Annotated in this window: 28 protein-coding genes; 10 read left to right on the plus strand and 18 right to left on the minus strand. The window is 72.9% G+C overall.

Annotation, left to right across the window (positions count from 1 at the left end; translation table 11 throughout):
- Nucleotides 1-133: 133 nt before the first annotated feature.
- Entirely contained in the window at nt 134-1,780 is a 1,647-nt protein-coding gene (locus tag IFT79_RS15710; protein ID WP_192125255.1) for a SulP family inorganic anion transporter, read from the minus strand.
- Between the two features lie 98 nt (nt 1,781-1,878).
- On the opposite strand from IFT79_RS15710, the gene IFT79_RS15715 reads away from it, so the two are divergent.
- On the plus strand, nt 1,879-2,352 hold the full coding sequence (locus IFT79_RS15715) for a MerR family transcriptional regulator (protein WP_192125257.1): 474 nt from the start codon (nt 1,879-1,881) through the stop codon (nt 2,350-2,352).
- A 138-nt stretch (nt 2,353-2,490) separates the two neighbouring features.
- On the opposite strand, the gene IFT79_RS15720 is transcribed toward IFT79_RS15715, so the two are convergent.
- Nucleotides 2,491-3,561 carry a glycoside hydrolase family 6 protein gene (locus IFT79_RS15720; RefSeq protein ID WP_192125259.1) on the minus strand — a complete coding sequence of 357 codons (1,071 nt, stop codon included), beginning with the start codon at nt 3,559-3,561 and terminating at the stop codon, nt 2,491-2,493.
- A 302-nt stretch (nt 3,562-3,863) separates the two neighbouring features.
- On the opposite strand from IFT79_RS15720, the gene IFT79_RS15725 reads away from it, so the two are divergent.
- Complete coding sequence (locus IFT79_RS15725; protein WP_192125261.1) at nt 3,864-5,156, plus strand: M23 family metallopeptidase; 1,293 nt, start codon at nt 3,864-3,866, stop codon at nt 5,154-5,156.
- 10 nt (nt 5,157-5,166) lie between these two features.
- On the opposite strand, the gene IFT79_RS15730 is transcribed toward IFT79_RS15725, so the two are convergent.
- The 3 genes from IFT79_RS15730 to IFT79_RS15740 all read right to left on the minus strand — a co-directional run bounded on the left by IFT79_RS15730 (nt 5,167) and on the right by IFT79_RS15740 (nt 6,664).
- Nucleotides 5,167-5,427, minus strand: coding sequence for a Txe/YoeB family addiction module toxin (locus tag IFT79_RS15730; protein WP_123571029.1), 261 nt, complete (start codon nt 5,425-5,427; stop codon nt 5,167-5,169).
- Nucleotides 5,424-5,675 (minus strand): type II toxin-antitoxin system Phd/YefM family antitoxin, encoded by a 252-nt coding sequence (locus IFT79_RS15735; RefSeq protein WP_054145051.1) that lies wholly within the window; start codon nt 5,673-5,675, stop codon nt 5,424-5,426. Before IFT79_RS15735 ends, IFT79_RS15730 begins: the two co-directional genes overlap by 4 nt.
- Before the next feature lie 89 nt (nt 5,676-5,764).
- Nucleotides 5,765-6,664, minus strand: a complete 900-nt coding sequence (locus IFT79_RS15740) for a LysR family transcriptional regulator (protein WP_159826661.1) — start codon at nt 6,662-6,664, stop codon at nt 5,765-5,767.
- A 71-nt stretch (nt 6,665-6,735) separates the two neighbouring features.
- Between IFT79_RS15740 and IFT79_RS15745 the strand changes: the two genes are divergently transcribed.
- Nucleotides 6,736-7,707 carry an EamA family transporter gene (locus IFT79_RS15745; protein ID WP_192125263.1) on the plus strand — a complete coding sequence of 324 codons (972 nt, stop codon included), beginning with the start codon at nt 6,736-6,738 and terminating at the stop codon, nt 7,705-7,707.
- Here the strand turns inward: IFT79_RS15745 and IFT79_RS15750 are convergent.
- Nucleotides 7,697-8,173, minus strand: a complete 477-nt coding sequence (locus IFT79_RS15750) for a GNAT family N-acetyltransferase (RefSeq protein ID WP_054145054.1) — start codon at nt 8,171-8,173, stop codon at nt 7,697-7,699. The two genes, IFT79_RS15745 and IFT79_RS15750, sit on opposite strands and share 11 nt — an antisense overlap.
- Nucleotides 8,174-8,387: 214 nt before the next feature.
- Here IFT79_RS15750 and IFT79_RS15755 point away from each other — a divergent pair, with 214 nt between their 5' ends.
- Nucleotides 8,388-9,065 (plus strand): ScbR family autoregulator-binding transcription factor, encoded by a 678-nt coding sequence (locus IFT79_RS15755; protein WP_192125265.1) that lies wholly within the window; start codon nt 8,388-8,390, stop codon nt 9,063-9,065.
- A gap of 43 nt (nt 9,066-9,108) precedes the next feature.
- Here IFT79_RS15755 and IFT79_RS15760 read toward each other — a convergent pair whose 3' ends face one another.
- The 4 genes from IFT79_RS15760 to IFT79_RS15775 all read right to left on the minus strand — a co-directional run bounded on the left by IFT79_RS15760 (nt 9,109) and on the right by IFT79_RS15775 (nt 12,853).
- A complete protein-coding gene (locus IFT79_RS15760) occupies nt 9,109-10,074 on the minus strand; it encodes a hypothetical protein (protein WP_192125266.1) in 966 nt (321 codons plus the stop codon).
- Nucleotides 10,071-10,808, minus strand: a complete 738-nt coding sequence (locus tag IFT79_RS15765; RefSeq protein WP_192125274.1) for a response regulator — start codon at nt 10,806-10,808, stop codon at nt 10,071-10,073. The genes IFT79_RS15760 and IFT79_RS15765 overlap by 4 nt, the downstream gene beginning before the upstream one ends.
- Nucleotides 10,805-12,064 carry a sensor histidine kinase gene (locus IFT79_RS15770; RefSeq protein ID WP_192125276.1) on the minus strand — a complete coding sequence of 420 codons (1,260 nt, stop codon included), beginning with the start codon at nt 12,062-12,064 and terminating at the stop codon, nt 10,805-10,807. The genes IFT79_RS15765 and IFT79_RS15770 overlap by 4 nt, the downstream gene beginning before the upstream one ends.
- Nucleotides 12,065-12,232: 168 nt before the next feature.
- Complete coding sequence (locus tag IFT79_RS15775) at nt 12,233-12,853, minus strand: superoxide dismutase (protein ID WP_055976080.1); 621 nt, start codon at nt 12,851-12,853, stop codon at nt 12,233-12,235.
- Between the two features lie 175 nt (nt 12,854-13,028).
- Between IFT79_RS15775 and IFT79_RS15780 the strand changes: the two genes are divergently transcribed.
- Together IFT79_RS15780 and IFT79_RS15785 are read left to right on the plus strand one after the other, a co-directional pair.
- Nucleotides 13,029-13,607, plus strand: coding sequence for a molybdopterin-dependent oxidoreductase (locus IFT79_RS15780; RefSeq protein ID WP_056044367.1), 579 nt, complete (start codon nt 13,029-13,031; stop codon nt 13,605-13,607).
- Nucleotides 13,604-14,518, plus strand: a complete 915-nt coding sequence (locus IFT79_RS15785) for an oxidoreductase (protein WP_342211874.1) — start codon at nt 13,604-13,606, stop codon at nt 14,516-14,518. Before IFT79_RS15780 ends, IFT79_RS15785 begins: the two co-directional genes overlap by 4 nt.
- 50 nt (nt 14,519-14,568) lie before the next feature.
- Here IFT79_RS15785 and IFT79_RS15790 read toward each other — a convergent pair whose 3' ends face one another.
- A complete protein-coding gene (locus IFT79_RS15790) occupies nt 14,569-15,246 on the minus strand; it encodes an SDR family NAD(P)-dependent oxidoreductase (protein WP_192125278.1) in 678 nt (225 codons plus the stop codon).
- A gap of 212 nt (nt 15,247-15,458) precedes the next feature.
- On the opposite strand from IFT79_RS15790, the gene IFT79_RS15795 reads away from it, so the two are divergent.
- Both IFT79_RS15795 and IFT79_RS15800 read left to right on the plus strand, forming a co-directional pair.
- Entirely contained in the window at nt 15,459-15,920 is a 462-nt protein-coding gene (locus IFT79_RS15795; protein ID WP_235452366.1) for a DUF3817 domain-containing protein, read from the plus strand.
- Nucleotides 15,921-16,119: 199 nt separating this feature from the next.
- Nucleotides 16,120-16,965, plus strand: coding sequence for a tryptophan-rich sensory protein (locus IFT79_RS15800; protein ID WP_056044373.1), 846 nt, complete (start codon nt 16,120-16,122; stop codon nt 16,963-16,965).
- Nucleotides 16,966-17,277: 312 nt separating this feature from the next.
- On the opposite strand, the gene IFT79_RS15805 is transcribed toward IFT79_RS15800, so the two are convergent.
- Nucleotides 17,278-18,315: an aldo/keto reductase gene (locus IFT79_RS15805; protein WP_192125280.1), complete on the minus strand. Its 1,038-nt coding sequence runs from the start codon at nt 18,313-18,315 to the stop codon at nt 17,278-17,280.
- A 176-nt stretch (nt 18,316-18,491) separates the two neighbouring features.
- Here IFT79_RS15805 and IFT79_RS17030 point away from each other — a divergent pair, with 176 nt between their 5' ends.
- Nucleotides 18,492-19,616 carry a helix-turn-helix domain-containing protein gene (locus IFT79_RS17030; protein ID WP_192125283.1) on the plus strand — a complete coding sequence of 375 codons (1,125 nt, stop codon included), beginning with the start codon at nt 18,492-18,494 and terminating at the stop codon, nt 19,614-19,616.
- 341 nt (nt 19,617-19,957) lie between these two features.
- Here IFT79_RS17030 and dcd read toward each other — a convergent pair whose 3' ends face one another.
- Nucleotides 19,958-20,545, minus strand: a complete 588-nt coding sequence (gene dcd / locus IFT79_RS15815) for a dCTP deaminase (RefSeq protein WP_192125285.1) — start codon at nt 20,543-20,545, stop codon at nt 19,958-19,960.
- A 49-nt stretch (nt 20,546-20,594) separates the two neighbouring features.
- Between dcd and IFT79_RS15820 the strand changes: the two genes are divergently transcribed.
- Nucleotides 20,595-21,575, plus strand: a complete 981-nt coding sequence (locus IFT79_RS15820) for an NAD(P)H-quinone oxidoreductase (protein ID WP_123571017.1) — start codon at nt 20,595-20,597, stop codon at nt 21,573-21,575.
- Between the two features lie 76 nt (nt 21,576-21,651).
- On the opposite strand, the gene IFT79_RS15825 is transcribed toward IFT79_RS15820, so the two are convergent.
- The 5 genes from IFT79_RS15825 to IFT79_RS15845 are packed head-to-tail and all read right to left on the minus strand — an operon-like array spanning nt 21,652 to nt 23,828.
- Nucleotides 21,652-22,257, minus strand: coding sequence for a hypothetical protein (locus IFT79_RS15825; protein ID WP_192125286.1), 606 nt, complete (start codon nt 22,255-22,257; stop codon nt 21,652-21,654).
- Entirely contained in the window at nt 22,254-22,844 is a 591-nt protein-coding gene (locus tag IFT79_RS15830; protein WP_192125288.1) for a DUF6286 domain-containing protein, read from the minus strand. Before IFT79_RS15830 ends, IFT79_RS15825 begins: the two co-directional genes overlap by 4 nt.
- A complete protein-coding gene (locus IFT79_RS15835; protein WP_056044386.1) occupies nt 22,841-23,209 on the minus strand; it encodes a hypothetical protein in 369 nt (122 codons plus the stop codon). Before IFT79_RS15835 ends, IFT79_RS15830 begins: the two co-directional genes overlap by 4 nt.
- Entirely contained in the window at nt 23,206-23,397 is a 192-nt protein-coding gene (locus IFT79_RS15840; RefSeq protein ID WP_123571013.1) for a DUF2273 domain-containing protein, read from the minus strand. Before IFT79_RS15840 ends, IFT79_RS15835 begins: the two co-directional genes overlap by 4 nt.
- Nucleotides 23,394-23,828 carry an Asp23/Gls24 family envelope stress response protein gene (locus tag IFT79_RS15845; RefSeq protein WP_123571012.1) on the minus strand — a complete coding sequence of 145 codons (435 nt, stop codon included), beginning with the start codon at nt 23,826-23,828 and terminating at the stop codon, nt 23,394-23,396. The genes IFT79_RS15840 and IFT79_RS15845 overlap by 4 nt, the downstream gene beginning before the upstream one ends.
- Nucleotides 23,829-24,033: the final 205 nt, after the last annotated feature.

Here is a 24,033-nt window from a genome sequence, read left to right on the forward strand (position 1 = left end):
GCCTCCGGGTCTCCGCCGTCCGCCCGGCCCCCGGGCAGCCTGCTGCCGTGCTGCCGTGCTGCCGTGCTGCCGTGCCGCCAGCCGCGAGCCGCCAGCCGCGGTGCCGCGTGCCCGTGCGCGTGCTGCGGACCCGCTACCCGAGGCGGCCGGTGAGACGGCCGTGGAACGCCTCGCTGCGATCGTCCAGCCCGACGAACGTCGCCGTCACGCCGTGTGCGCGGAACTTCTCGTCGACCGAGTCGAGGGCGGCGACGCTCGACGCGTCCCACACCTGGGCGCGGGACAGGTCGACGGTGACCGTCGCAGGGTCGTCTCCGTAGGAGAAGTGCTCGACGAGGTCGTTGCTGCTGCCGAAGAACAGCGGGCCGACGACGTCGTACCGCACCGTCTCGGGGGCCGGGGGTCCGTCGACGACGGCACCCGCGCCTCCTGCGCTCGGGGTGACCCCGACCGTGTCGCTGGCGGTGCCCAAGGTGCCGGTGTCGGAGGTGACGGTGGCGCCCGCGGGGGCCGACGTCACGTGCCGCTCGACCGTGATCACGTGGGCCACGCGGCGCGCGAACAGCACCATCGCGAGGAGCACGCCGACCGCGACGCCGAGGGCGAGGTTGTTCGTCGCGACGACCACGGCGACCGTGACCACCATGACCAGTGTCTCGGGCACGGGCATGCGGCGGAGGGTCGACGGCTTCAGCGAGTGCCAGTCGACGGTGGTGATCGCGACGATCATCATGACCGCGGCCAGCGCCACCATCGGGATCGTCGACATCACCGCGCTCAGCCCGGTCACCAGCAACAGCAGGAAGAGCCCCGCCGCGATGGTCGACACCCGCGTGCGGGCCCGCCCGATCTTCACGTTGACGACCGTCTGGCCGATCATGGCGCAGCCGGCGATGCCGCCGTAGAAACCCGCCGCGATGTTCGCGACGCCCAGCGCCCAGGACTCCTTGCCCTTGTGCGACGGGGTCTCGGTGAGGTCGTCGACGAGCTTCGCGGTCAGCAGGGTCTCCATCAGGCCGACGAAGGCGACGCTGAGGGCGGTCGGCCAGATGATCTGCAACGTCTCGAGGGTGAACGGGGCGAGCCACGGGGTCAGGCCGGGCAGGCCGCCACCCATCGGGCCCTCGTCGCCGACGGTGTGCACGTCGAGGCGGGCGGCCACGGCGATGACCGTCACGACGACGATGGCGACGAGCGGCGCGGGTACGGCCTTCGTCACCTTCGGCAGCAGCACGACGATCGCGATGGTCAGGGCGAACAGCGGGTAGACGACCCACGGCTGGTCGATGATGTGCGGCACCTGCGCCACGAAGATCAGCACTCCCAGCGCGTTGACGAAGCCGATCATGACCGAGCGGGGGATGAACCGCATCAGCCGGGCGAGGCCGGCGAGCCCGAACGCGAGCTGCACGAGCCCGGCCAGCACGACCGTGGGCAGCACGTAGTCGGTGCCGTGCTCGCGGACCAGTGGCGCGATGACGAGGGCGACCGAGCCCGCGGCGGCGGTCACCATCGCCGGCCGGCCGCCGAGGACCGACATGACGAGCGCGAGCACGATCGACGCGACGAGGCTGACCATCGGGTCGACCCCGGCGATCACCGAGAACGAGATGACCTCGGGCACGAGCGCGAGCGTCGTGACGACGCCGGCCAGGGCCTCGCGGGTCAGGAGGCGCGGGTTGCGCAACACGGACAGCACCGTGTCGGTGGGGCGGACGGGGAGGACCGACCGCGCGGCGGGTTCAGGGCGCGCGCGGTCGGAGTCGTGGGCAGTGGTCACGGAGGACTCCTGGGGTGTGCGGAAGAATGGGGAGTCGGCGACACTGCCGTACGATACAACCCTACCCTTACGTGAGGGTAGAGATGAAACGAGATCCCATGCCCGACGAGACCGCCACGATGCAGATCGGCGAGCTGGCCGAGCGCACCGAGATGTCGCTGCGCACGATCCGCCACTACGACGAGGTCGGTCTGCTGACGCCGTCGGGCCGCAGCGAGGGCGGATTCCGGCTCTACACGCACGACGACTACCTGCGGCTCATGGTGATCCGACGCATGAAGCCGCTCGGGTTCAGCCTCGACGAGATGGCCGAACTGCTGCGGGTCGTCGACGCACTCGACGGCGGGGCGGGTGACGAGGCCGCCGCGGTCGACGACGACGGCGGGGCGGGCGACGCGGCCGCCGCGGTCGGCGGCGCCGGGGCGGGCGACGAGGGTGACGGGCGCGGTCAGGCGACCCGCGCCTCCTTGGCGGCGTTCATCGACGAGACCGTCGAGCGTCGCGCGAAGCTCGAGCGTCAGCTCGCGATGGCGGACGAGTTCCTCGAGCTGCTGCGCGCCCGCCTGGGCTAGACACCGCCGGCCCGGCCCGGCGCGGCCCGGCCCGGTCGCTCGGCTCAAGCCGCCACGAAGTAAACACGCCGCCACTCGATGATGTGGCGGCGTGTTTATCTCGTGGCGCGGTCCCGAGGCGGGCCGGCCGACCGTGCGTTAGCTGCGGGCCCACTCGGGGCGGCGGTCGACGAGCATCTCGGCGTACGACGGGTACCACTCACCGGCCGGGGGGCCGTCGTTGCAGGTGCCGTCGCTGATGCCCGGCGTCTTGACCCAGAGCAGGGCGTCGAGGCGGCCGTCGTCGGACACCACGCGGGGGTCCTGGCCGAGGCCGACGTCCTCGGGGTTGCACCACGTCCCCTTCCAGCCGCGGCCGTTGCGGGACACGTCGATCACGTAGCGGCTGCCGCCCGTCATCGCCGCGACCTCCTCGGCGTAGGGCTGCTCGTCGCCCACGGGGTAGAAGCCCGCGACGTTGGTGAAGAAGCCGCGGGCCTGGGCGACGCCCGCGGCCTCGAGCCGCTCGGCCATCACCTCGGGCGGCACCCAGTGCGAGTTGCCGCCGTCGAGGTAGGCGGGCACGCCGGCCGCCGCGAAGTCGGCGACGGCCTGCTTCAGCAGGGGGAGGCGCGTGTCGGCCAGCTGCGGACACCGGCTGAGGATGCCGAGCGAGTCGGGTTCGACGATGACGACGGCCCGGTGCCCGGCGAGGGTGGCCGCGATGGTCGCGTTCCAGGCGGGGTAGCGCTCGACGGACAAGCCGCCGGCCGAGTAGTTGCCGCAGTCCCGGTCGGGGATCGCGTAGGTGACGAACACGGGCGTCGCCCCCTGGTCCTCGGCGGCGGCCAGGTAGTCGGTGATCACCTTCACGAGCTGGGCGTCGTCGTAGCCGTCCCCGATCCACATCGCGACGGGGCGCTTCGCGATGAGGGCCGCGGCCCGCGCGGCGTCCGTCTCGCCGTCGGCGCTCAGCGTGGCCTCGGCCCGGATCGCCAGCGAGTTCGGCTCGAGCGCGATGCCCCCGTGGAACACCGTGCCGGACGGAGCCGAGCGGATCGTCTCGGGCGTCACCCGGGTCGCCTGCGACGACGGGGTCGGCGTCGGCGTGGCCGGTGCGCCCGTCGGCGTCGGACGGGTGGCGTCGCCCGACGAGCACGCGGTCAGCAGGACGACGGCGGCCGCGGCGATCAGGCCGAGGGTGGTGCGCGCCGGTCGGGACGATGCCATCTGCGCCTCTCTCGGCGCACTCGGGGAGCTGCCCCGACGGTGGTGGAAGGGACAGTCGACCACGGATGCCGGCCGACGCACAGGGGCCGAAAGGGGGACACGGCCGTACCTCGCGGGCGCCGGGTCGGCGCCGCGTCGACGTCTCGTCCCCAGCCCGGCGACCGCCCCGAGGAGGCGCGGTGCGGGGCGAGCGCGCCGCTTCCGTCCCGGAGCGCCTCGGTAGTGTGGGTGCTCCGCGAGGCCCGAGCGCGGACGCCCCTGCACCACCGCACGCGACGCGTGCACCAGACAGACAGAGAGCCATGTCCCACTCCGTCCGCCCCGTTCCCCTCTCGCGCCCCCTCCGCCGCCGGACGTCGGCAGCCACCGTCGCCCTCGTGCTGGCCGTGCTCGCCACGCTCCTCGTCCCCGACCGCGCGATCGCCGCCGCCCCGACCTGGCAGGCCGTCCTCGCCGCCCGCGACGACGAGTCCGCCAAGAAGAAGGCGCTCGCCGACCTGCAGACGGCGCTCGACGCGGCCTCGGCCCGTGCCGAGGCCGCCCGCACCTCGGCGGACGAGGCCGGTCGCGTGCTGGGCGAGGCCCAGGCCGCCGTCGACGAGGCGACCGCACGGCACGAGCGGCTCGAGACGCGCCGGGCCGAGGCCCGCGAGACCGCCGACTCCTCACGACGGGTCGTCGGCCAGGCCGCTGCCCTGCTGGCCCGCCCCGGCAGCGGGGGCATGGTGGGCGACCTGCTCGCGGCCGGCGACGGCGCCCAAGAGGTGCTCAAGGGGCTGAGTCTGTCGAGCAAGCTGGGCGAGAACGTCGGTCGCCTCCGCGAGCGGGCCCAGGCCGCCGACAACCTCGCGACCTCGCTGGCCGACCAGGCCGCCGTGGCGCTCGCCGAACGCGACCGGCTCGCGGCCGACGCGCAGACCGCACTCGACGAGGCGGCCGCGGCCAGCGTGACGGCCGAGGCCGACCTCGCGGCCGTCGACGACGAGAAGGCCACCCTCGCCGCCCAGGTCGCCCTGCTCGAGGACGACCGCATGACGCTCGAGCAGGCCTACGCGCAGGCACAGGCGGCCGCGGCTGCGGCCGCCGCCGCCGCTGCGCGTCCCGCCCCCGCCGCGGGTGGTGGCACGGGCCCCGTCGCGCCGGGCACGGGCGGTCCCGGCCCGGGCGTCACCGTGCCCGACCCGGGCACCGGGTGGGTCGCCGCCATCCGCGCGTTCGGCTCGTACCAGGCCTACGGCTACCGCATCCACCCGATCACGGGCGAGTACAAGCTGCACGCCGGAGCCGACTTCGGGGCCTCCTGCGGCACGCCGATCTACTCGGTCTCGGCCGGACGCGTCAGCTACGCCGGGCCGTCGAGCGGCTACGGCAACCTGATCGTCGTGGACCACGGCGGCGGGGTCAGCAGCGCCTACGCCCACATGGAACGCAACGGCATCTACGTCTCGGTCGGCCAGCAGGTCGCGGCCGGCCAGAACATCGCCGGCGTCGGCACCTCGGGCGGCTCGACCGGCTGCCACCTGCACCTCGAGGTGCGGCAGGGCGGCGTCCCGACCGACCCCGTGGTCTTCCTCGCGTCGAAGGGCGTCCGCTGACGACCCGGGTTCAGCTCGAGTACTGGTAGCGGCACTGCGCGATCAGGACGTCCGTCTCGGTCACCTTGTAGACCAGCCTGTGCTCGTCGGTGATGCGGCGAGACCAGAATCCGTGGAAGCCGTGCTTCAGGGCCTCGGGCTTGCCGATGCCTTCGTTCCCGTTGCGTTCGATGTCGCGGATCAGGGTGTTGATGCGCTTCAGCACCTTCCGGTCTTGCGTCTGCCAGTACACGTAGTCGTCCCAGGCGTCGTCGTCGAAGACGATCCTCATCCGTGCAGTTCTCGCTCGCTCCCGCCACCCTCGCTCAGACGCTCGATCGCGCCGAGCAGGCGCCGCGCGTTGGCCGGGCTGCGCAAGAGGTAGGCCGCCTCTTTCAACGACTCGTAGTCGTCGAGTGCGACGAGCACGACGGGATCGTGCCCGGCGCGGGTGATGACGACCTCTTCGCGATCGTCGATGACCGCGTCGAGCGTCGCTGCGTAGTTCGCCCGCGACTCGGAATAGGTGAGTGTCTTCATCGTGCCTCCTGAGTACAGGAAATTGTACGTCCAAGAGGTCCGTGTCACAAGACGGCGACGAGACTTCGCGCGCCTCGTCCATCGGTTCGTCAGATCGACGCGGCTTCGGCCCGGATCTCGTCGACGACGGTGCGGACGGCCGGCCGGGCCGCCCGGTCGGGTCGCATCAGCGCCTCGAGGTGGCGCCCGGCGCGGACGTTCTCGAGCGTCGCGAGGTGGAACCGACCGGGCGCCCGCGAGGCCGACGTGTGGCGTGGGACGAGGGCGACCCCGTGACCGGCCGCCACGAGGTTCTCGATCAGGGGCAGGTGCACCGTGCGGTGGACGACCTCGGGTGCGACGCCCGATTGCAGGGCCATCGCCACCAGCACGCGGTCGATCGGGTAGCCCTCGGGCACGCCGATCCAGGGCTCGCGGATGACGTCGTCGACGGCCACCCGACTGCGGTCGGCCAGTCGGTGGCCGAGGGGGAGGGCGACTTCGAGCGGTTCGCGCAGCAGCGACACGACGGTCGTCGACGCTCGGCCCGGCGGCAGCACGCCGTCCGACCGGTGGGCGAGCACCACGTCGAAGTCCGCCGTCAGCGGGGCGAACTCGTCCTCGGAGACGTCGCGGTCGGCCACGTCGAGCTCGATGCCCGGGTGCGACCGCATGCGGTGCAGCACTCCGGGCAGCAGGAGCTCGGCCGCCGAGGCGAAGACGGACACCCGCACGACGCCACCCGTGCCTCCGCGGACGGCGTCGAACGCCGCCTCGGCCTCGGCGACCGCGGTCGCGACCCCGACCGACGCCCGGGCCAGAGCCCGACCCTCCTCCGTGAGCACGACGCCCCGGCCGACGCGACGGACGAGCTCGACCCCGAGCTGACGCTGCACCGTCTTCAGCTGCTGCGACACGGCGCTGGGCGAGCGGTGCGTGGCGGTCGCGACGGCGGTGACGCTGCCGCGGTCGGCGAGTTCCCGCAGCAGGTCGAGATGGGACAGGTCCATGAAGGCAGCCTACAAAGTGCAGGCGGGGATCTGCGCTAGTCCTGAACGGTCGGGCACGCCACGATGGAGACGTGACCGTCCGTGACCGCCTCCTCGCCCTCGTCGTCGCCGTCTGCTGGGGCATCAACTTCCCCGTGACCGCGATCGCCCTCGAGCACTTCCCGCCGTTCCTGCTCGTGGCGTTGCGCTTCACGTTGCTCGCGGTGCCGACCGTGCTGCTGGTGCCGCGTCCGGCGATCCCGTGGTCGCGCCTCCTGCTCGTGGGGGCCACCCTCGGCATGCTGCAGTTCGCCTTCCTCTACCTCGGCATCGCGGCGGGCATGCCCTCGGGTCTCGCCTCGCTCGTCCTGCAGGCGTCGGCGCCGTTCACGGTCGTGATCGCCGGCTTCTGGCTGCGAGAGCGCATCACCCGCCGACAGGCGATCGGCATCGGCATCGCGGTGGTGGGGCTCGTCGTCATCGCGGGGCACCGGTCGCAGGTCGCCGCGTTGCTCCCCGTCGTGCTGACGCTGTGCGGCGCGCTCGGCTGGGCGATCGGCAACGTGGCCGTCCGACGGGCCGCGCCGCCCAACCCGATGCACCTGACGCTGTGGATGTCGATCGTCGCGCCGGTGCCGATGCTCGCCCTGTCGTTCGTCGTCGAGGGCCCCGAGCGCATCGGTGAGAGCCTCGGCACGGTCTTCACGCTCGAGGCGCTGCCGTCGGTGCTCTGCCTGCTCTACCTCGTGCTGATCGCCTCGGTCGTGGGCTACGGCATCTGGACGCGCCTGCTCTCGGTCTACCCCTCGGCGACCGTCGCACCGTTCTCGATGCTCGTGCCCGTGGTCGGCGTGCTGGCCTCGTGGCTGGCGTTCGGCGAGGTGCCCGACCTGGTCGAGCTCGTCGCCGGCATCGCGGTGGTCGGCGGCGTGCTCTACGCCAGCCGGGTGCCGAGAGCCCGCGCCGCGGACGGCGACCCCGAGGAGGCGCGGGTCGCCCCGCCCGAGCCGGTGCCCGTCCCCGAGACCGACACCGCGCCTCCCGGGTCGTCCCTCAGGCGGTGACGGGCTTCTTCATCTGCACGGCGGTCGTCTCGTAGCCGAGCGATTCGTAGAGGTGGCGGGCGACCTCGTTGTAGCCGAACACATTCAGGCCGAGGGTCTCGGCGCCGTGACGGGCGGCGGCCTGCTCGGCGAGGAGCATCGTCGCCCGACCGAGTCCGGCGCCGCGGTGGGCCTCGTCGATCTCGACGTCGAAGACCCACCAGTCCGACGAGCCGGGCACGCGGGGTGCGATCCAGAGGATGCCGACGGGCTCACCCGGTCGGGCGTCGTCGATGACGTCGTAGACGAGGTGGCCCTCGGCCGGTGCCCCGTCGGGGAAGGCCTCGCCGAACGAGCGTCGGGCGGCCTCGGCGGCCTGCTCGGGGGTCTCGCCGGCGAGCACGCGGGACTTCTCGTACTCGGCGGTCGAGCGTCGCATCCAGGGCACGAGGCGGGAGGTGGGCATGGGCACGAGGCTGAGCGTCATGCCCGCACGCTAGCGCGCCGTGACCATGCGGGGCACGCGACGTCACGAGCCGCAGGCGGACCGGTCGGTCGTACCCCGAAACGCTTCGCCACGCGTACCCCGGCGACGGTCGGAGGGCGCAGGTCGCCCCGGTAACGTGTGCAGCGGCCGGCGGGGGGCGGCCGTGCGGTGCCTCGCAGGGGCACCGTCTCGACCCGCAGGAGAGACCCACCCGATGCCCCAGCAGAAACGCGCCCAGGCGACCCGCGCCGCCATCATCCGAGGGGCCGCCGTCGTCTTCGACGAGCACGGCTACAGCGAGGCCTCGCTCGACCTCGTCGCCGAGACCGCCACGGTGACCAAGGGTGCGCTCTACTTCCACTTCCGCTCGAAGGCCGACCTCGCGAACGCGGTCATCGCCGAGCAGCACGCGCTCTCGCGCGCCTACGCCGACCGGGTGTCCGAGACCGCGGGCAGCGGTGCCGAGGCGCTCATGCTCTCGTGCGCGTCGCTCGCCACGCAGCTCACCACCGAGGTGCTCGTGACGGCGGGCATCCGTCTGACCACCCAGTCGCCGAGCCGCGACCTCCGGGTCGAGCACCCGTACCTCGACTGGCAGGCCCAGATCTCGGGGCTCGTCGAGCGCGCGGTCGCCGAGGGCGACTTCCGGGCCGACACCGACGTCGAGAGCGTCGCCCGGTTCGTCGTCGGGTCGTACGCCGGCGTGCACATCGTGTCGCAGGCCCTGACCGGCCGCGCCGACCTCTTCGACCGGCTGCGTGACATGTGGGCGTTCGTGCTGCCGACCGTCGTGGCCCCCGGGCACGAAGGCCTGACCAGCTCGTTGCCCCCGCTGATCAGGCCGTCGGATGTTTCCCCGTCCCCCGACGTGTCCTCTGTGGACCCAGTTTAGATACTGGCCGACCGGTTTCCCAGTCCCTCGAGGAGGGGGCGGGTCAGGACGGTGGCCGCGGCGGGGTGAGCTCGGCCAGCACCCGCCGGATCTCCGCGTTGTCCACGGCCAGGGCCGCCGTGTCGATCGCGGAGAGCAGTTCGCCGTCGTCGTGCGGCACGGTGAGCTGCCGCTGCCACTCGGCCTCGTAGAGGGCGTCGCGGTAGCCGGAGGACTCACGGCACCGGGCGTCGGCCGTCGCGATCTCGATCTCGTCGTCGGTCGGCGACGTGCTCGAGTCGAGCGTCTCGAACCGGTCGGCCATCTCGAGGGTCGGCATGCCCGACGGGTCGGAGGCCACGTCGCCCACCCGGGCGTCTTGCATGCACCCGCGCCAGTCGTCCCAGGTCGCCGTCACCGTGGGGTCGTCACGGGCCCCCTCGAACGCGGCGTTGTTCAGGCGGACGAGCGACTGGGTGCGGTTCGAGTAGTCGTCCAGTGACGGCACCGTCCCGCGGGCGCGCTGCACGCAGGTGTCGAACCGGGCGGACCTCTCGTCCGTCCAGGGTTGCGACGAGAACTCGGACCAGGCGGCCGCCCCCGCGTCGATGACCGACAGGGCGTGGTAGCCGCGGGTCTCGGCCGTCGCCAGGTCGAAGGCCCGGAGGCGCAGCGAGCCGTTCATCGACAGCTCACCCGCCCGGTCGCCCGCCGCCACGTCCCGCCACGGCACCACGAAGTCGTCGTGACCGGCCGCGACCATGCACTGCTGGGCGACGAGCAGGAGGGCGTAGGACGACGAGGTCTCGCCGACCGGCACGTACCGGTCGAGCGGCATCGTCCACGCGTCGACGTCCTTCTCGGGGAGGTCGGGCAGGGCGTAGGCCGCATTGGCCGGGATGCCGTAGGCGACGACGCCGGCGACCACCGCGACCACGGCTGCGAGCGTCACCCGCTTCGCGCGTCGCTGTCGAGTCGAGACGCCGCCGGGCGGGACGTCGCGGGTCGGGACGTTCTTCTCGTCGGTCATCGCGTGGCCCCCTCGTCGTCGCGGGCCGGGCTCACCAGGTCGTTCTCGTAGGCGAAGACGACGATCTGCACGCGGTTGCGCATGCCGAGCTTCTGCAGCACGGCGCGCACGTGGCTCTTGACCGTCGCCTCGCTCAGCCACGCGCTCTCGGCGATCTCGGCGTTGCTCAGGCCCCGTGCCACGAGCAGGAAGATCTCGCGCTCGCGGGGCGAGAGCACCTCGAGCGGTTCGGTCCGCCGTTTCGGCGACGGGGTCGGCACGGCGAACGCGTGCACGACGTCGAGGGCGGCGGCCGTGGTCGGGACGGGCTCGCCGGCCGCCGCCGCGCGGATCGTCGTCAGCACCTCGTCGGGCGTGGCGTCCTTCGTGAGGAACGCGTAGGCCCCGGCCTTCAATGCGCTGAACACGGCCTCGTCACGCTGGATCGTGGTCAGGGCGACGACGCGCGGGGCCGAGTCGGGGTCGGTGCCGGCCGCCGCCACGATGCGCGTGGTGGCCTCGAGGCCGTTCATCACGGGCATGCGCAGGTCCATCAGAACGACGTCGGGCCGCTCACGCTCGACCAGGGCGACCCCGGCCGCCCCGTCGACGGCCGTGCCCACGCAGACCAGGTCGGCTTGCGCCTCGATCAGCATCTGCAGCCCGGAGGCGAACAGCGGCTGGTCGTCGACGACGACCACCCTCACGAGGGCAGGAGGCGCGGTGCGCGTCGTCGCGGTCGTCACGTCGGTCATGCGGGTTGCTCCGTCCAGGACTGCAGGAGTCCGATCGGTTCGGGAGTCGGCAGGAAGGCGGTGACGACGAAGACGCCGTCGTCGCCGAGCTCGGCCGTCAGCCAGCCACCGGCGAGCCGGGCCCGTTCGGTCATGCTGGCGATGCCGGTGCCCCGGCCGGTGCCGCGGCGGGCGGCGACGAGCGGGTCGTCGCCCGAGGACGTCACCAGCAGGGCGAGGCCGGGCCCCCGCCAGTCGAGGGCGACGTCGACCGTGCTCGACGAGCCGGAGTGCTTGAGGGCGTTGGTCAGGCTCTCCTGCACGATGCGGAAGACCGCGAGCTCTTGCGAGGGCAACAGTTCGGAGGCGTCGCCGAGGTGCCGCAGGGTGACGGTCATGCCCACGTCGCGCATCGTCGTCGCGAGTCGGTCGAGGTCGGCGAGGGTCTCGCGGGGCGTCACGTCGTCGGCGTCCTGCTGGATGCGCTCGACCAGGTGCCGCACGTCGACCAACGAGGTGCGGCCGACGTCGGCGATCGTGCGCAGCGCCTGCTCGACGACCTCGGGACGGGTCGCCGACAACGCGAGGGCGCCCTGCGCCTGCGACACGATCACCGCCAGCGAGTGGGCGAGGGCGTCGTGCACGTCACGGGAGATCCGGGCACGGTCGTGGGCGAGGCGCAGCTCGAAGTCCGTCTCGTGGAAGCGCGTCTCGGTGCGCTCGAGCACCTGCCCGATGCGGCGGACCCGCAGCACGCTCGAGAGGAAGATGCCGACCGCCCAGGCCGCGGCCGCGGCACCGAAGAGCGAGGCCGCCAGGGTGATCACGTCGGTCTTCGTGCCCTGGCCGCCGCCCACCCACGACGACCACACGTACGGTCGCGCGAGGGTGGGCACGGCCATCGCGATCGCGGCGAGTCCAGACGCGAGGCCGGCGGCGGCGAGGGCGACCAGCCGCACGGCGACCGAGCGGGCGAACGCCGCGAAGAACGCCACGAACGCGAGGGCGAGGTACGTCGGCCAGGTGGTGTCCGTCGGGGGCTGCACCCAGCCGGCGAGCTGCAGGGCCGGGATCGTCACCATCAGGCCGATCGACGTCCACGGCATCCAGACCGCGAGGCCGACGGCCAGGCCGAAGAGCCCGAACAGGACGACGTTCTCGACGATCGCGCCCCGGCCGGCCTCGGCGATCGTCCACAGCAGCACGAAGACCGCGGCGCCGACGGGGGCCGCGAGGCGCGGCACCCAGGTGCGCAGGTCGTCGGGGATGGTGTCCATGTCGACGACCGTAAGGCGTCGTCGACCGGCCGCGCGCGCCTCCTGCGGGGTTTTCATCCTTGAGGACGAACGCGCCCGGGGTGGGGACGAGCCGTCGGGCCCCGGGGACGCGGCGACGGCGCGCCCCCGGGTGGGGACGCGCCGTCGGCGTGGTGGTGCCGGGAGGGACTAGAGCGTGATCAGACCGTCGGTCTTGGTCGTCGCGGCGGCGAGGCGGGCCTCGACGTTGCTCCAGTTCACGATGTTCCAGAAGGCCTTGACGTAGTCGGCGCGCACGTTCTGGTAGTCGAGGTAGTAGGCGTGCTCCCACACGTCGAGCATCAGCAGGGGGACGAGGCCGAACGGCACGTTGCCCTGCTGGTCGAAGAGCTGGAAGACGCTGAGGCGCTGGCCGAGCACGTCGTACGCGAGCACGGACCAACCCGAGCCCTGCACGCCGAGCGCGGTGGCGGTGAAGTGGGCCTTGAACTTCTCGAGGTCGCCGAAGTCGCGGCCGATGGCCTCGAGCAGGTCGCCGGTGGGCTCGCTGGTCTCGGGGGTGAGGTTCGTCCAGAAGATCGAGTGGTTGACGTGGCCACCGAGGTTGAAGGCGAGGTCCTTCTCGAGCTTGTTGACGTTCGCCAGGTCACCCGTCGAGCGGGCCTCGGCGAGGGCGGCGTTGGCCGTGTTCGCGCCGGTGACGTACGTGTTGTGGTGCTTGGAGTGGTGCAGCTCCATGATCTTCGCGCTGATGTGCGGCGCCAGAGCGGAGTAGTCGTAGGGCAGATCGGGCAGGGTGTACTCAGCCATGTGGGGTCCTTTCGAATTGACCTGCATCCACCGTACGACCTCCACCCATGCCGGGGTCAACGTTCTCCCAGCGCGGACGCAGCCTCGGGGCCCGGCGCCGTCGGGGGTCGTGCGTAGGCTGACGGGCGTACGACGCACCCGCGAACGACCCCGCTCCACCCCGAGGAGGCGCACCATGGCAGGATTCACCGGCTTCGGCAGGCGACGCGCGGCCGACCCGCGACTGCCCCCGGGGCAGTACCTCGAGAGCGGGTTCCCGGTCCTGTCGGCCGGCCCCACGCCGAACATCAAGCGGTGGGAGCTCCAGGTCGCCACCGAGACCGGGCAGCGCTCCCTCACCTGGGCCGACTTCCAGGCCCTGCCGCACGAGGCGATCGAGACCGACATCCACTGCGTCACGAGCTGGTCGAAGCTCGGCACCCACTGGCGGGGCGTCTCGCTCGACACCCTCTTCGACGGCCTCGAGACCACGCACGAGTTCGCGATGGCGACCAGCCACGGCGGGTACACGACCAACCTGCCGCTCGGCGAGCTGCTCGGGGGCAAGGCCTGGGTGGTCGACACCTACGAGGGCCAGCCGTTGCACGCCGAGCACGGCGGGCCCGCGCGCCTCTTCGTGCCCGGGCTCTACTTCTGGAAGAGCGCCAAGTGGCTGCAGGGCATCCAGACCATGGCCACCGACCGCCGCGGCTTCTGGGAGAGCATGGGCTACCACCCGCACGGCGACCCGTGGAAGGAAGAACGGTACGCGTGAGCGACCACGTTCCCGACCCCGGGGTCGGCGGCGTCGCCGGGCTCGACCCCGCGGGTGATCCGTACGCCTGGCTGCCCGCCACGATCGTGTCGTCGGTCGCGCAGACGCCGCGGGCCCGGTCGCTCACCCTCGCGGTGCCCGGCCTTCGGCCCGCGCGAGCCGGCCAGCACGTCGACCTGCGGCTGACCGCGGACGACGGGTACACGGCCGTGCGGTCGTACTCGCTGAGCGACGTCAGGGCCTCCGGTGGCCCCGACGGCGCGCGGGGCGCAGGAGGCGCGGGCCCGGTCCCGCAGATCGAGGTCACCGTCGAGCGCCTGGACGACGGCGAGGTCTCGCCCTACCTGGTCGACGCGGCCGAACCCGGCGATCCGATCGAGGTGCGCGGCCCGATCGGCGGCTGGTTCGTCTGGCCGCCGACCGAGTTCGAGCCCGACTCGGCCGTCCACGCGGTGCTGCCCGAGCCCGAGGGGGCGACCCCGCCGACGGCGGCCCCCGTGCAGTTGATCGGTGGGGGGTCGGGCGTCGCACCGCTGATGGCGATGGTGCGGGCCCGAGGCCGGGACGCACCCCCGTTGCGTCTGCTCGCCTCGGTGCGCGACCCGGGTTCGCGGTGGTACGTCGGCGAGTTGGACGAGGCCGCGCGCGCCTCCTCGGCTCGCGACGCGACGGGGCCTCGAGCGCCCCTCGTGGTCGACTGGGTCTTCAGCCGAACGGCTCCCGAGGGGCACGCGCGACCGGCGGGCCGACTCACCCGCGACGAACTCGAGCGGCTCGTGCTGCCCGCGTCCGAGCATCCGTTGGTCTACGTCTGCGGGGCGAACTCGTTCGTGGCGGTCGTCGCCGGCTGGCTGGTCGAGCTCGGGCACGCGCCGACCCGCGTCCGGACCGAGCGCTTCGGCGGCGTCTGAGGCCGCCTGCCGTCCGGCGGAGGCACCAGCCCCCACCCGAACGCCGGGAGTCAGGCGGGCGTGCCCTTCTCGGGCGCCGTGGTGCGGAAGTCGCCGCGCGTGACGTGCTGCTGCCAGAGCAACTCGGCCAGCGCCTCAGGGCTCTTGTCGATGCTCTCGGGCTCGATGCCGCCGGGGATGATCAGCTGACCGACGTGGATGCCCTCGCCGGCGAGCTCGTCGTGGAGCAGCTGCGCGTAGGCGGTCAGCCCGGCGAAGGCGATGGAGGTGCCCGTCACCTTCGCGCCGGGCGTGACGGCCGAGCCGCCGTTGACGAAGAGGATGGTCCCGCCGCCGTCGGGCAGGAACCGCATGCCGGGCAGCACCTGGTGCACGGCCGCGACCGGTCCGTAGATCGAGAACTCGACCGGACCGACCAGGTCGGCGGGCATGGTCTCGAGCACGGGACGCATGAAGTCCTTCTGCGGCAGCGGGCTGTACTGCATGACCTGGATCGGTCCGAGCTGCTCGGTCGCCTGCTCGAGCGCGGCGGCGATGCTCGCCGGGTCGCGCACGTCGGCGGTGAAGCCCTGGGCCGTGACGCCGTCGGCCTCGAGTTCGGCCGCGAGGGCGTCGAGCCTGCCCTGGTGGCGGGAGATGAGGGCCACGCTGAAGCCCTCCGCGCCGAATCGTCGGGCCACGGCAGCGCCGAGCCCCTTGCCTGCACCGATGATCGCGAGTGTCGTCATGGGACCCATCCAACCGAGGAGGCGCGGGGCGGCACCCAGCCGGAGGGGTACGCGGGCCGCGTGACCGCGTGACCGCGTGACCGCGTGACCGCGTGGCCGCGTGGCCGCGTGGCCGCGTGGCCGGGTCGCCGAATCGACCGGCCAGGGCCGGCGCTCAGCAGGGGGCTGCGAGCATGGACGCGTCCCCGTCGGCCCCTCATCAGGAGCAGCTCGTGTCGCCTCGCACCCTCTTCCGCTCGTTCGCCGTCGCCGAGGTGGTGACCTGGTCGCTGCTCATCGCCGGCATGATCCTCAAGTACGCCGTGGGGGTCGGCGACTGGCCGGTCAGCGTGGCCGGGCCGATCCACGGCTTCGTGTTCCTCGCGTACCTCGTCGCGGGCGTCGTCGTCGCGGTGAACCAGCGCTGGTCGGGCGGGGTGACCCTGGCCGCCCTCGCCAGCGCCGTCGTGCCGTTCGCCTCGTTGCCCGTCGAGCGCTGGATCGACCGCCGCGGCCTCCTCGCCGGCGCCTGGCGCCGCACGGCGACCGACGACCCGCGCGACCGACGCCCCCTCGACCGCCTGTTGCGCTGGATGCTCGGGCACCTCGTCCTCGCCCTCGTGCTGCTGGTCGTCGCCGTGGTCGTCGTCTTCGTGGTGCTGCTGATCGCGGGGCCACCCGTGCAGGTGGGCTGACCGCCCGACCGCACCGCGCCTCCTGGGCTGTGCCGCCCGGGCTGCACCTCCCGCACCGCGCCTCCTGGGCTGTGCCGCCCGGGCTGCACCTTCCGCACCGCGCCTCCCTGGCTGTGCCGCCCCTCCCTCGCCGCCCCTTCCCTGACAATCCTCTTAGCAACTAAGAGATCGACCGGCGGGCACGACTAGCGTCCCCCTCATGAGCACCGACACGAGCACCCGATCCCCTGCCGAGACCGCGACGTCGCGTGACGTCGTCCGCCAGATCGTCGTGGTCGTGACCGCGGTCCTCGCGATCGTGCTGGCCGCCTACGGATCGGGCGCGTTCGGCGGCGTCTCGGTGTCCGACGCGGCAGGCGGGGCCCTCAGCGCGACGGCCACGACGGTCGCCCCGGCGACCACGGCCTTCAGCATCTGGAGCGTCATTTACCTCGGCCTCGTCGCCTACGCGATCTACCAGGCCCTGCCCGGTCAGCGCGCCGTGACCCGACACCGTCGGCTCGGCTACTGGGTCGCGGCCTCGCTGCTGCTCAACGCCGCCTGGCTGTTCGCCGCCGTGCAGCTCGGCAGCGTCTGGCTGGGCGCCGTCGTGATCGTCGCGCTGCTGCTGGTGCTCGCGCGCATCTTCGTCATCCTGTTCCACACTGCGTCGAGCGGGTGGGTCGACGCGGTCGTCACCGACGGCACCCTCGGCCTCTACCTCGGCTGGGTCAGCGTCGCGACGGTCGCCAACGTCGCCGCCGGCCTGGTCGACGCGGGCTTCGACGGATTCGGCTTCGCGGCCGGGTTCTGGTCGTCGGTGGTGCTCGCCGTGGCCGCCCTCGTCGGCGTCGTGTTGGCCTTCGCCGGGCGCGGCCGCCTCGCTCCCGCCCTGTCGCTCTCGTGGGGACTCGCCTGGATCGCGGTCGGCCGCCTGACCGGCGAACCCGAGAACGTCGTCGCCGGGGTGGCCGCGATCGTCGCCGCCGCCGTCGTGCTGGTCGTCACGATCGCCGTGCGGGTCGCCCGCGGTCGCGTCGGCGCCACCGCCTCGCTGCAGCGCTGAGCCCCGGCCGCCCCGCCCGCACCGCCCCGCCCCGCACGGCACCGCCCCGCCTCGGGCTCCGGGCACGCCGGCACGAAGTAAACGACCCGCCACAGGATTGCGTGGCGGGACGTTTACTTCGTGGCGGAGTGCTCGGTCACGCGTGCCACCGCACCGCACCGCCCCGCACTGCACCGCACCGCACCGCACCGCACCGCGAGATGGTCACGGCGCCAGGAGAAAACCTGGCGCGGTGACCATCTCGCGGTGTCGTGCGGGATGAACAGCGTGGGGGAGGCGCGGTGCCCGCAGGAGGCGCGCCGCGCCTCCTGGTCAGCGGCCGCCGGTGATCTTCCGGTCGCGCTGGGCGACCCCTGCCGTGCCGTAGGGGTAGTCGTCGACCCGGGGTGCGCTCGCCGAGGTGAGCCTGGCGACCTCGTCGTCGGTGAGGGCCGCGGCCAGGGCCGACGAACCCAGGTTGTCGTCCAGCTGCTCGACCGTGCGGGCGCCGAGGATCACCGAGGTGACCGCGGGCTGACGCAGCAACCAGGCCAGCGCGACCTGCGAGGCCGAGGCGTCGTGTGCCGAGGCGATCGAGGTGACCGCGTCGAGGACGGTCCAGGTGCGCTCGTCCGCGTTGCGCGCCTCCCAGGCCTCCATGCCGCGTTTCGGGTCCTCGCCGAGGCGGGTGGCACCGGTGGGCGCCTGGTCGCGGACGTACTTGCCGCTCAACCAGCCGCCGGCCAGCGGCGACCAGGGCAGCAGGCCGATGCCGGCGTCGAGCGAGGCCGGGACGACCTCGTGCTCGATGTCGCGGACGAGCAGGTTGTACTGCGGCTGCAGCGTGACGGGCGGGGCGAACCCGAGGGCCTCGGCCCGGCCGACGGCCTTGGTCACCTGCCACCCGAGGTAGTTCGAGAAGCCGTAGTAGCCGATCTTGCCCGCGCTGATCGCGTCGTCGAGGAACCTCAGCGTCTCGTCGATCGGGGTGAGGTGGTCCCAGGCGTGCATCTGGTAGAGGTCGACGTGCTCCACGCCGAGCCGGGTCAGCGAGGCGTCGAGGGCCTTCGCGAGGTGACGACGCGACAGCCCGACGTCGTTGGGCCCGTCGCCCGTGGGGAAGCGTCCCTTGGTCGCGAGCACCACCTGGTCGGCGTCCGTGGGGTGGCTCGCCAGCCACCGGCCGATGATGGTCTCGCTGGTGCCGGCGCTGTAGACGTCGGCGGTGTCGACGAGCGTGCCGCCTCCGGCCACGAAGGCGTCGAGGATGGCGTGCGAGGTCGGTTCGTCGGCTTCGGCGCCGAAGGTCATGGTGCCGAGGGTCAGCTCCGACACCGAGGCTCCACTGTTTCCGAGGGTTCTGTAGTCCATGACCCGACGCTACGCGGACTGCGACCGCACCCGACCGGGCGGTGCCCTGCCCCAGGATGCGGCGCGCGTCCAGTTCGTCTGTTGGATACTCTCGGGTAGGTCACTCGACACCGACGTCGGGAGGACCACCCGGGACCAACCACCCCGGATCACCGTCCCACCCGAGGGGAACGACCGTGACGTCCACACCGCAGGCGGCCTCACCAGTCGCCGGATCAGCTGCACTCCGCACCACGCCCACGAACACCGCGCCGACGGACACCGCGCCCACGGACACCACGCCGACCGACGCCACCACCGATCCGACCGCGGCGCCCCCCAGGGCGCAGACCTTCGAGGCGCTCGTCGACCCGCGGGTCCGCAGCGTCTCGACCACGGATCGCGAGGTCGCGCACGCGCTGATCCGCAAGAACTACAAGATCACGCGACTCGAAGGCGAGGGCCCCGAGCCGTTCACCTACAGTCGCGCCGTGTCCGGCGACACGCGCTTCGCCCTCTGTCGCTTCGAGTACCGGCGGGGACGCCTGCTGTCCGAGAGCGATCCGACCGGGTTCCTCGTCGCCGGCGGCGTGATGGCCGGCCGGTTGTCGCTGCGGACCCGCGACCACGAGCTCAGGGTCGAGCCGGGCGCACCGTTCTCGTTCCCGTCGCACGACGCCAAGGTCATGCTGTCGTACGACCTCGTGCTCGGGCAGGTGATGCTCGACCGCACCGCCGTCGAACGCGAGCTGGAGGCCATGCGGCTCACCGCCCCCGGGGGGCTCCGGTCGACCGCGGCCGAGGCGGTCTCGCCCTCGCTCGGCCGCTACTGGTCCGACCTCGTCCGGCACGTGCACGAGCACGTCATCCGCAACGACGCCGCCATGGCCAGTCAGCTGGTGCGGGGCTCGGCGTTCCGGTCGCTCGTGGCCGCCTACCTCGAGGCCTTCGAGACGAACGTGGTCGGCGTCGGCGGTGCCGACGGCCTCACGCCCCTCCCGTCGACCGTGCGTCGGGCTCGCGACTACATCGAGCAGCACGCGCACGACGACATCGGCGTCGTCGAGATCGCCGAGGCGGCTCGGGTGACCCCCCGCGCCCTGCAGCTGGCGTTCCGTCGCCACCTCGACTCGACGCCCATGGCCGAACTGCGGCGGGCGCGGCTGCGCGGCGCGCACGGGGACCTCGTCATGGCCGATCCGACCCTCGGCCACACCGTCGCGGGCGTGGCGCTCAGCTGGGGTTTCGCCCACGCGGGCCGCTTCGCGGCCCCGTACACGGCCGAGTTCGGGCGGTCACCCCGCGACACCCTCGAAGGGTGACGGGTGACTTTTTGCCACCGCTTCGCAAGCTGAGCTTTCATTTCGTTTTTCGGACATTGCCGGGTTTGCCCGAGGAGCGGAGAGCCGCAGAATGAAGTGGCCTCGCGGTGAAAGGTTCAGGACCGCGAGTCACAGCGCACGAGATCGACGTCGGGTTTCTCTCGTGTCGCCGGGGTGCGGAGGGAGTCGGGTTCCTTCCGCACCCCTTTCTCGTCTCCGGAGGAGGCGTCCGTCGGGGACGCGGCCCGCGCCTCCTGCGTTCTCGACGAGCGCGGCGCGAACGCGCAGCGCGAACGCACGGCGCGAACGCGGCGCAAGCGCGGGGCGAACGCGCGCAGCGGTCAGTCGCGGGCGGAGACGTCCGTGTGCACGAAGCCCTGGAAGGACCGGCTGGCGGTCGGGCCGCGCTGGCCCTGGTAGCGCGAGCCGTACTGGGACGAGCCGTACGGGTGCTCGGCGGGTGAGCTGAGCTTGAAGAAGCAGAGCTGGCCGATCTTCATGCCGGGCCAGAGCTTGATCGGCAGGGTGGCGACGTTCGACAGCTCGAGCGTGACGTGCCCGCCGAAGCCGGGGTCGATGAAGCCCGCGGTCGAGTGGGTCAGCAGGCCGAGGCGCCCGAGCGAGCTCTTGCCCTCGAGGCGGGCCGCGACGTCGTCGGGCAGGGTGACGAACTCGTAGGTGTTGCCCAGCACGAACTCGCCCGGGTGCAGGATGAACGGCTCGTCGGCCTTCGCCTCGACCAGGCGGGTCAGCTCGGGCTGGTCCGCGGCCGGGTCGATGAACGGGTACTTGTGGTTGTCGAAGAGCCGGAACAACCGGTCGAGCCGCACGTCGATGCTCGACGGCTGGATCAGCGTCGGGTCGTAGGGGTCGAGGCCGATTCGGCCGGCGTCGAGTTCGAGCTTGATGTCGCGGTCGGAGAGCAGCACGCGACAAGACTAGTCAGCGCGTGCGGGGCCACGGGGGGAGGATGGACGCATGCGTGCCATCACCGTCCCCGTGCCCGGAGGGCCCTCCGCCCTCGTCGTCTCCGAGGTCGCCGAGCCGGTGCCCGGCCCCCGCGAGGTCGTGATCGACGTCGCCGCCGCGGGCGTCAACCGCGCCGACGTCAACCAGCGGGAGGGGCACTACCCGTCGCCCGCCGGGGCGCCCGGCTGGCCCGGGCTCGAGGTCAGCGGCACCGTCGTCGCGACCGGCGAGCACGTCACCGCCGCGGCCGTCGGCGACTACGTCGTGGCCCTGCTGCCGGGCGGTGGTTACGCCGACCGCGTGCAGGTGGACGAGGGCCTGGTGCTGCCCCTGCCGCGCGGCGTCGACCTCGTCGAGGCGGCGGGCCTGCCCGAGGCCGTCGCGACCGTCTGGTCGAACGTCTTCATGAGCGCCGGGCTGAAGCCGGGCGAGACCCTGCTCGTGCACGGCGGCGCCAGCGGCGTCGGCTCGATCGCGATCCAGATGGCCGTGGCGCTCGGCTCGACCGTCTACGCCACCGCCGGGACGGCCGACAAGACGTCGTTCTGCGAACAGCTCGGCGCCGCGCGCGGCATCGACTACAAGACCGAGGACTTCGTCGCGGTCGTCGACGAGCTGACCGAGGGCCGCGGCGTCGACGTCGTTCTCGACCTGGTCGGTGGCGACTACATCGCCCGCGACGTCGAGGCGCTCGCCGTGAACGGCCGGATCATGGTGATCGCCGTGCAGGGCGGCCCGTCGGCCACGATCGACCTGTCGCGCCTGATGGCCAAGCGCGGTCGGGTCTGGGCCACCACGCTGCGCGCCCGCCCCCTCGACGAACGCCGCGCGATCATGGCCGAGGTGCGCGAGCACGTCTGGCCGCTGGTCGAGGCCGGGTCGGTGCGACCGGTGCTCGACAGCGTCTACCCGCTCGAGTTCGTCGCCACGGCCCACAAGCGCATGGAGTCCGGCGGGCACAGCGGCAAGATCCTCCTCGCCGTCCGCTGAGGCCGAGCCGGACCGAGGAGGCGCGGGTCGCGGAGCCGAGGAGGCGCGGGTCGTGGAGCCGAGGAGGCGCGGGTCGTCAGGCCACGCGGCTGTCGGCCCCCTTGCGCACGGCCGAGGCGCCGGTGATCTCGACGAGCACGGGCACCGTCTCGCCCAGCACGCGGTCGAGCCCGCGGGCGACGTCGGACGCCGCCGCGACCACGGGCGCCGGGGACGACCCCGCGGTCAGCCGCACCCGCACCTTGAGGGCGGGCCGACCCGCGACCGTCCACGCCGAGACGCCCACCGAGGCCACGTCGCGGCGGTCGCGGAGCGCGTCCGTGATCGCGGTGTCGGCGAACGAGCTCGACACGGCGACCGAGCCGGCCGGGTCGTCCTGGACGACGACGCTGTCGGTGCGACCGTGCCCGTGGGCGGGGATCGCGACGACGAAGACGATGACGAGCAACAGGCAGAGCAGGGCGAGGGCCACCGGCAGCCAGCTGCCGCCCGTCGCACCGGACGGGTCGATCGGCGTCGCCGCCACGGCGTCGTCGAGGGCCGACGACGCGGGTGACAGCAGGTCGCGCAGGACGCCGCCGCCGGGCAGGGCGACGATCACGAGGAACGCTCCGACGGCCAGGGCGACGAGGCCGACGACGAACAGGAGGAGGCGGTTCGCGAACCGGTTGCTCGAGGTCATGCGCCGACCCTCCCCGTGTCGGTCGTGCGGACGCGAGCCCTGAGCTCGGGCCGGTAGGCGACCGACTCGAGTTCGGAACGGGTGGCGGCCCCGACCGACTGCTCGTCGACCGCGAGGCCGGACGCGGGCGTCAGGTCGATCTGGGCCCGACGACGGGACACCCACGCCGAGACCTGCTGGTCCGAGAGGCGCCCCGAGACACGGGCGGCCCGGGCGAGCGAGGACGCGATGACCCGGTCGTCGACGACCACCGCCACGCGGTCGTCGTCGACGGTGTGGCGTCCGCGACGGCCGGGCGTCACGGCGAGGCCGATCAGGACGAGGCCCACGACCGCCGCGACGACGCCGGCGCCGAGCACGAGGCCCGAGGTGCCGCCGCCGTCGACCGACGACGTCAGCGTCGCGAGGACGTCGACCGGGGAGAAGAGCAGGGCCCGTCGACCGAGCGCGGCGTAGACGGCCTCCACCCCGACGTACCCGACGACGAGCGTGAGCAACACGAGCACGACGATCGCGCTGCCCGAGCGCGAGGAGTGCTGCTCGCGTCGGAGGACACGGCGGTGGAGGCCGGGGTCGATCCCGCTCACGAGGTGCGCCCCGTCCGGTCGGTGCGGCTGCCGCTGACGGTGACGTCGACGCGGGACACGGTGCGTCCCGCGAGTTCGGAGAGCCGACGGGTCAGGGTGGACTGGAGGTCGCGGACGACGGCGAGGACCCCGCCCTCGGGCATGGTCACGGCCTCGGAGAGCATCGGGACGCGGACCGGCGTCGAGACGCGCAGCGCGAGCTGGCCGGCGTCGTCCTCGGCCAGGACGCGGACGTCGGCCCGACGCACGTGGAGGGTCTCGGCGACGACGGCCACCGCCACCTTCTGCAGCACCTTGGCGGGGATGCCGACGTGCCCCGCGACGACGCGTCCCGTCTCGGCGAGATCCGTGCCGGCGGTGGTCATGACGACGAGCGCCGTCCGCGCAGGGCGTCCAGCAGCCCGGCCACGTCGGTCCTGCCCGAGACGATGCGCCCGACGAGCGCGCCGACGGCGATGAAGACCGCGACGAGCACGAAGCCCCAGAACCCGAAGGCCAGGGCCGAGACGGCGAGCACGGCGCCGACGGCCATGCCCGTGGTGGTGGCGGTCACGAGACGCGGCTCTCGCTGGTGGAGTCGACGTCGTCGTCACCGGGGATGTTGACGTCGACGATCGCGACGTTCACCTCGGCGACCTCCATGCCGACGAGCTGCTCGATCGCACCGGCCACCGCGGCACGCACCTGTCCGGCCACCGTGTGCAGGGGGGCCGGGTACCCGACGACGATCGTGACGTCGGCGGCGACCTGGGTCTCGCCGACCTCGACGCGCACGCCCTGACCGAGGTCGGTCGTGCCGATCACGTCCCGCAGGGCGCCGAACGCCCGCGCGGTGCCGCCACCGAGGGCGAAGACGCCGGGCACTCCACGGGCGGCGATTCCGGCGATCGTGGCGACGACGCCGTCGGCGACGACCGTCCTGCCGGGCACCCCGACGGTGCCTCTCGGGACGGTGCTCGTCGGGGTGTCGTCGGTGGTGGCCATCGGTGTCTCCTTCTGATCGGACGATGTGCGACGGGTCGGCGTCGCCCTTCGGTCTTACCGGACGCGCCGCCGACGGGTCCGGTCACGGTCTCCCGCGCGCACCGATTCCGGTGTATCCAGGGATGAGACGCCTTCCGTGGCCCGAACGTCACGGAATGCGTCACCATTCATCCACGGGTCGTGACTCATCCACGGGTCGTGACCC

The organism is Frigoribacterium sp. CFBP 8759, from assembly GCF_014841655.1.
Classification (GTDB): Bacteria; Actinomycetota; Actinomycetes; order Actinomycetales; family Microbacteriaceae; genus Frigoribacterium.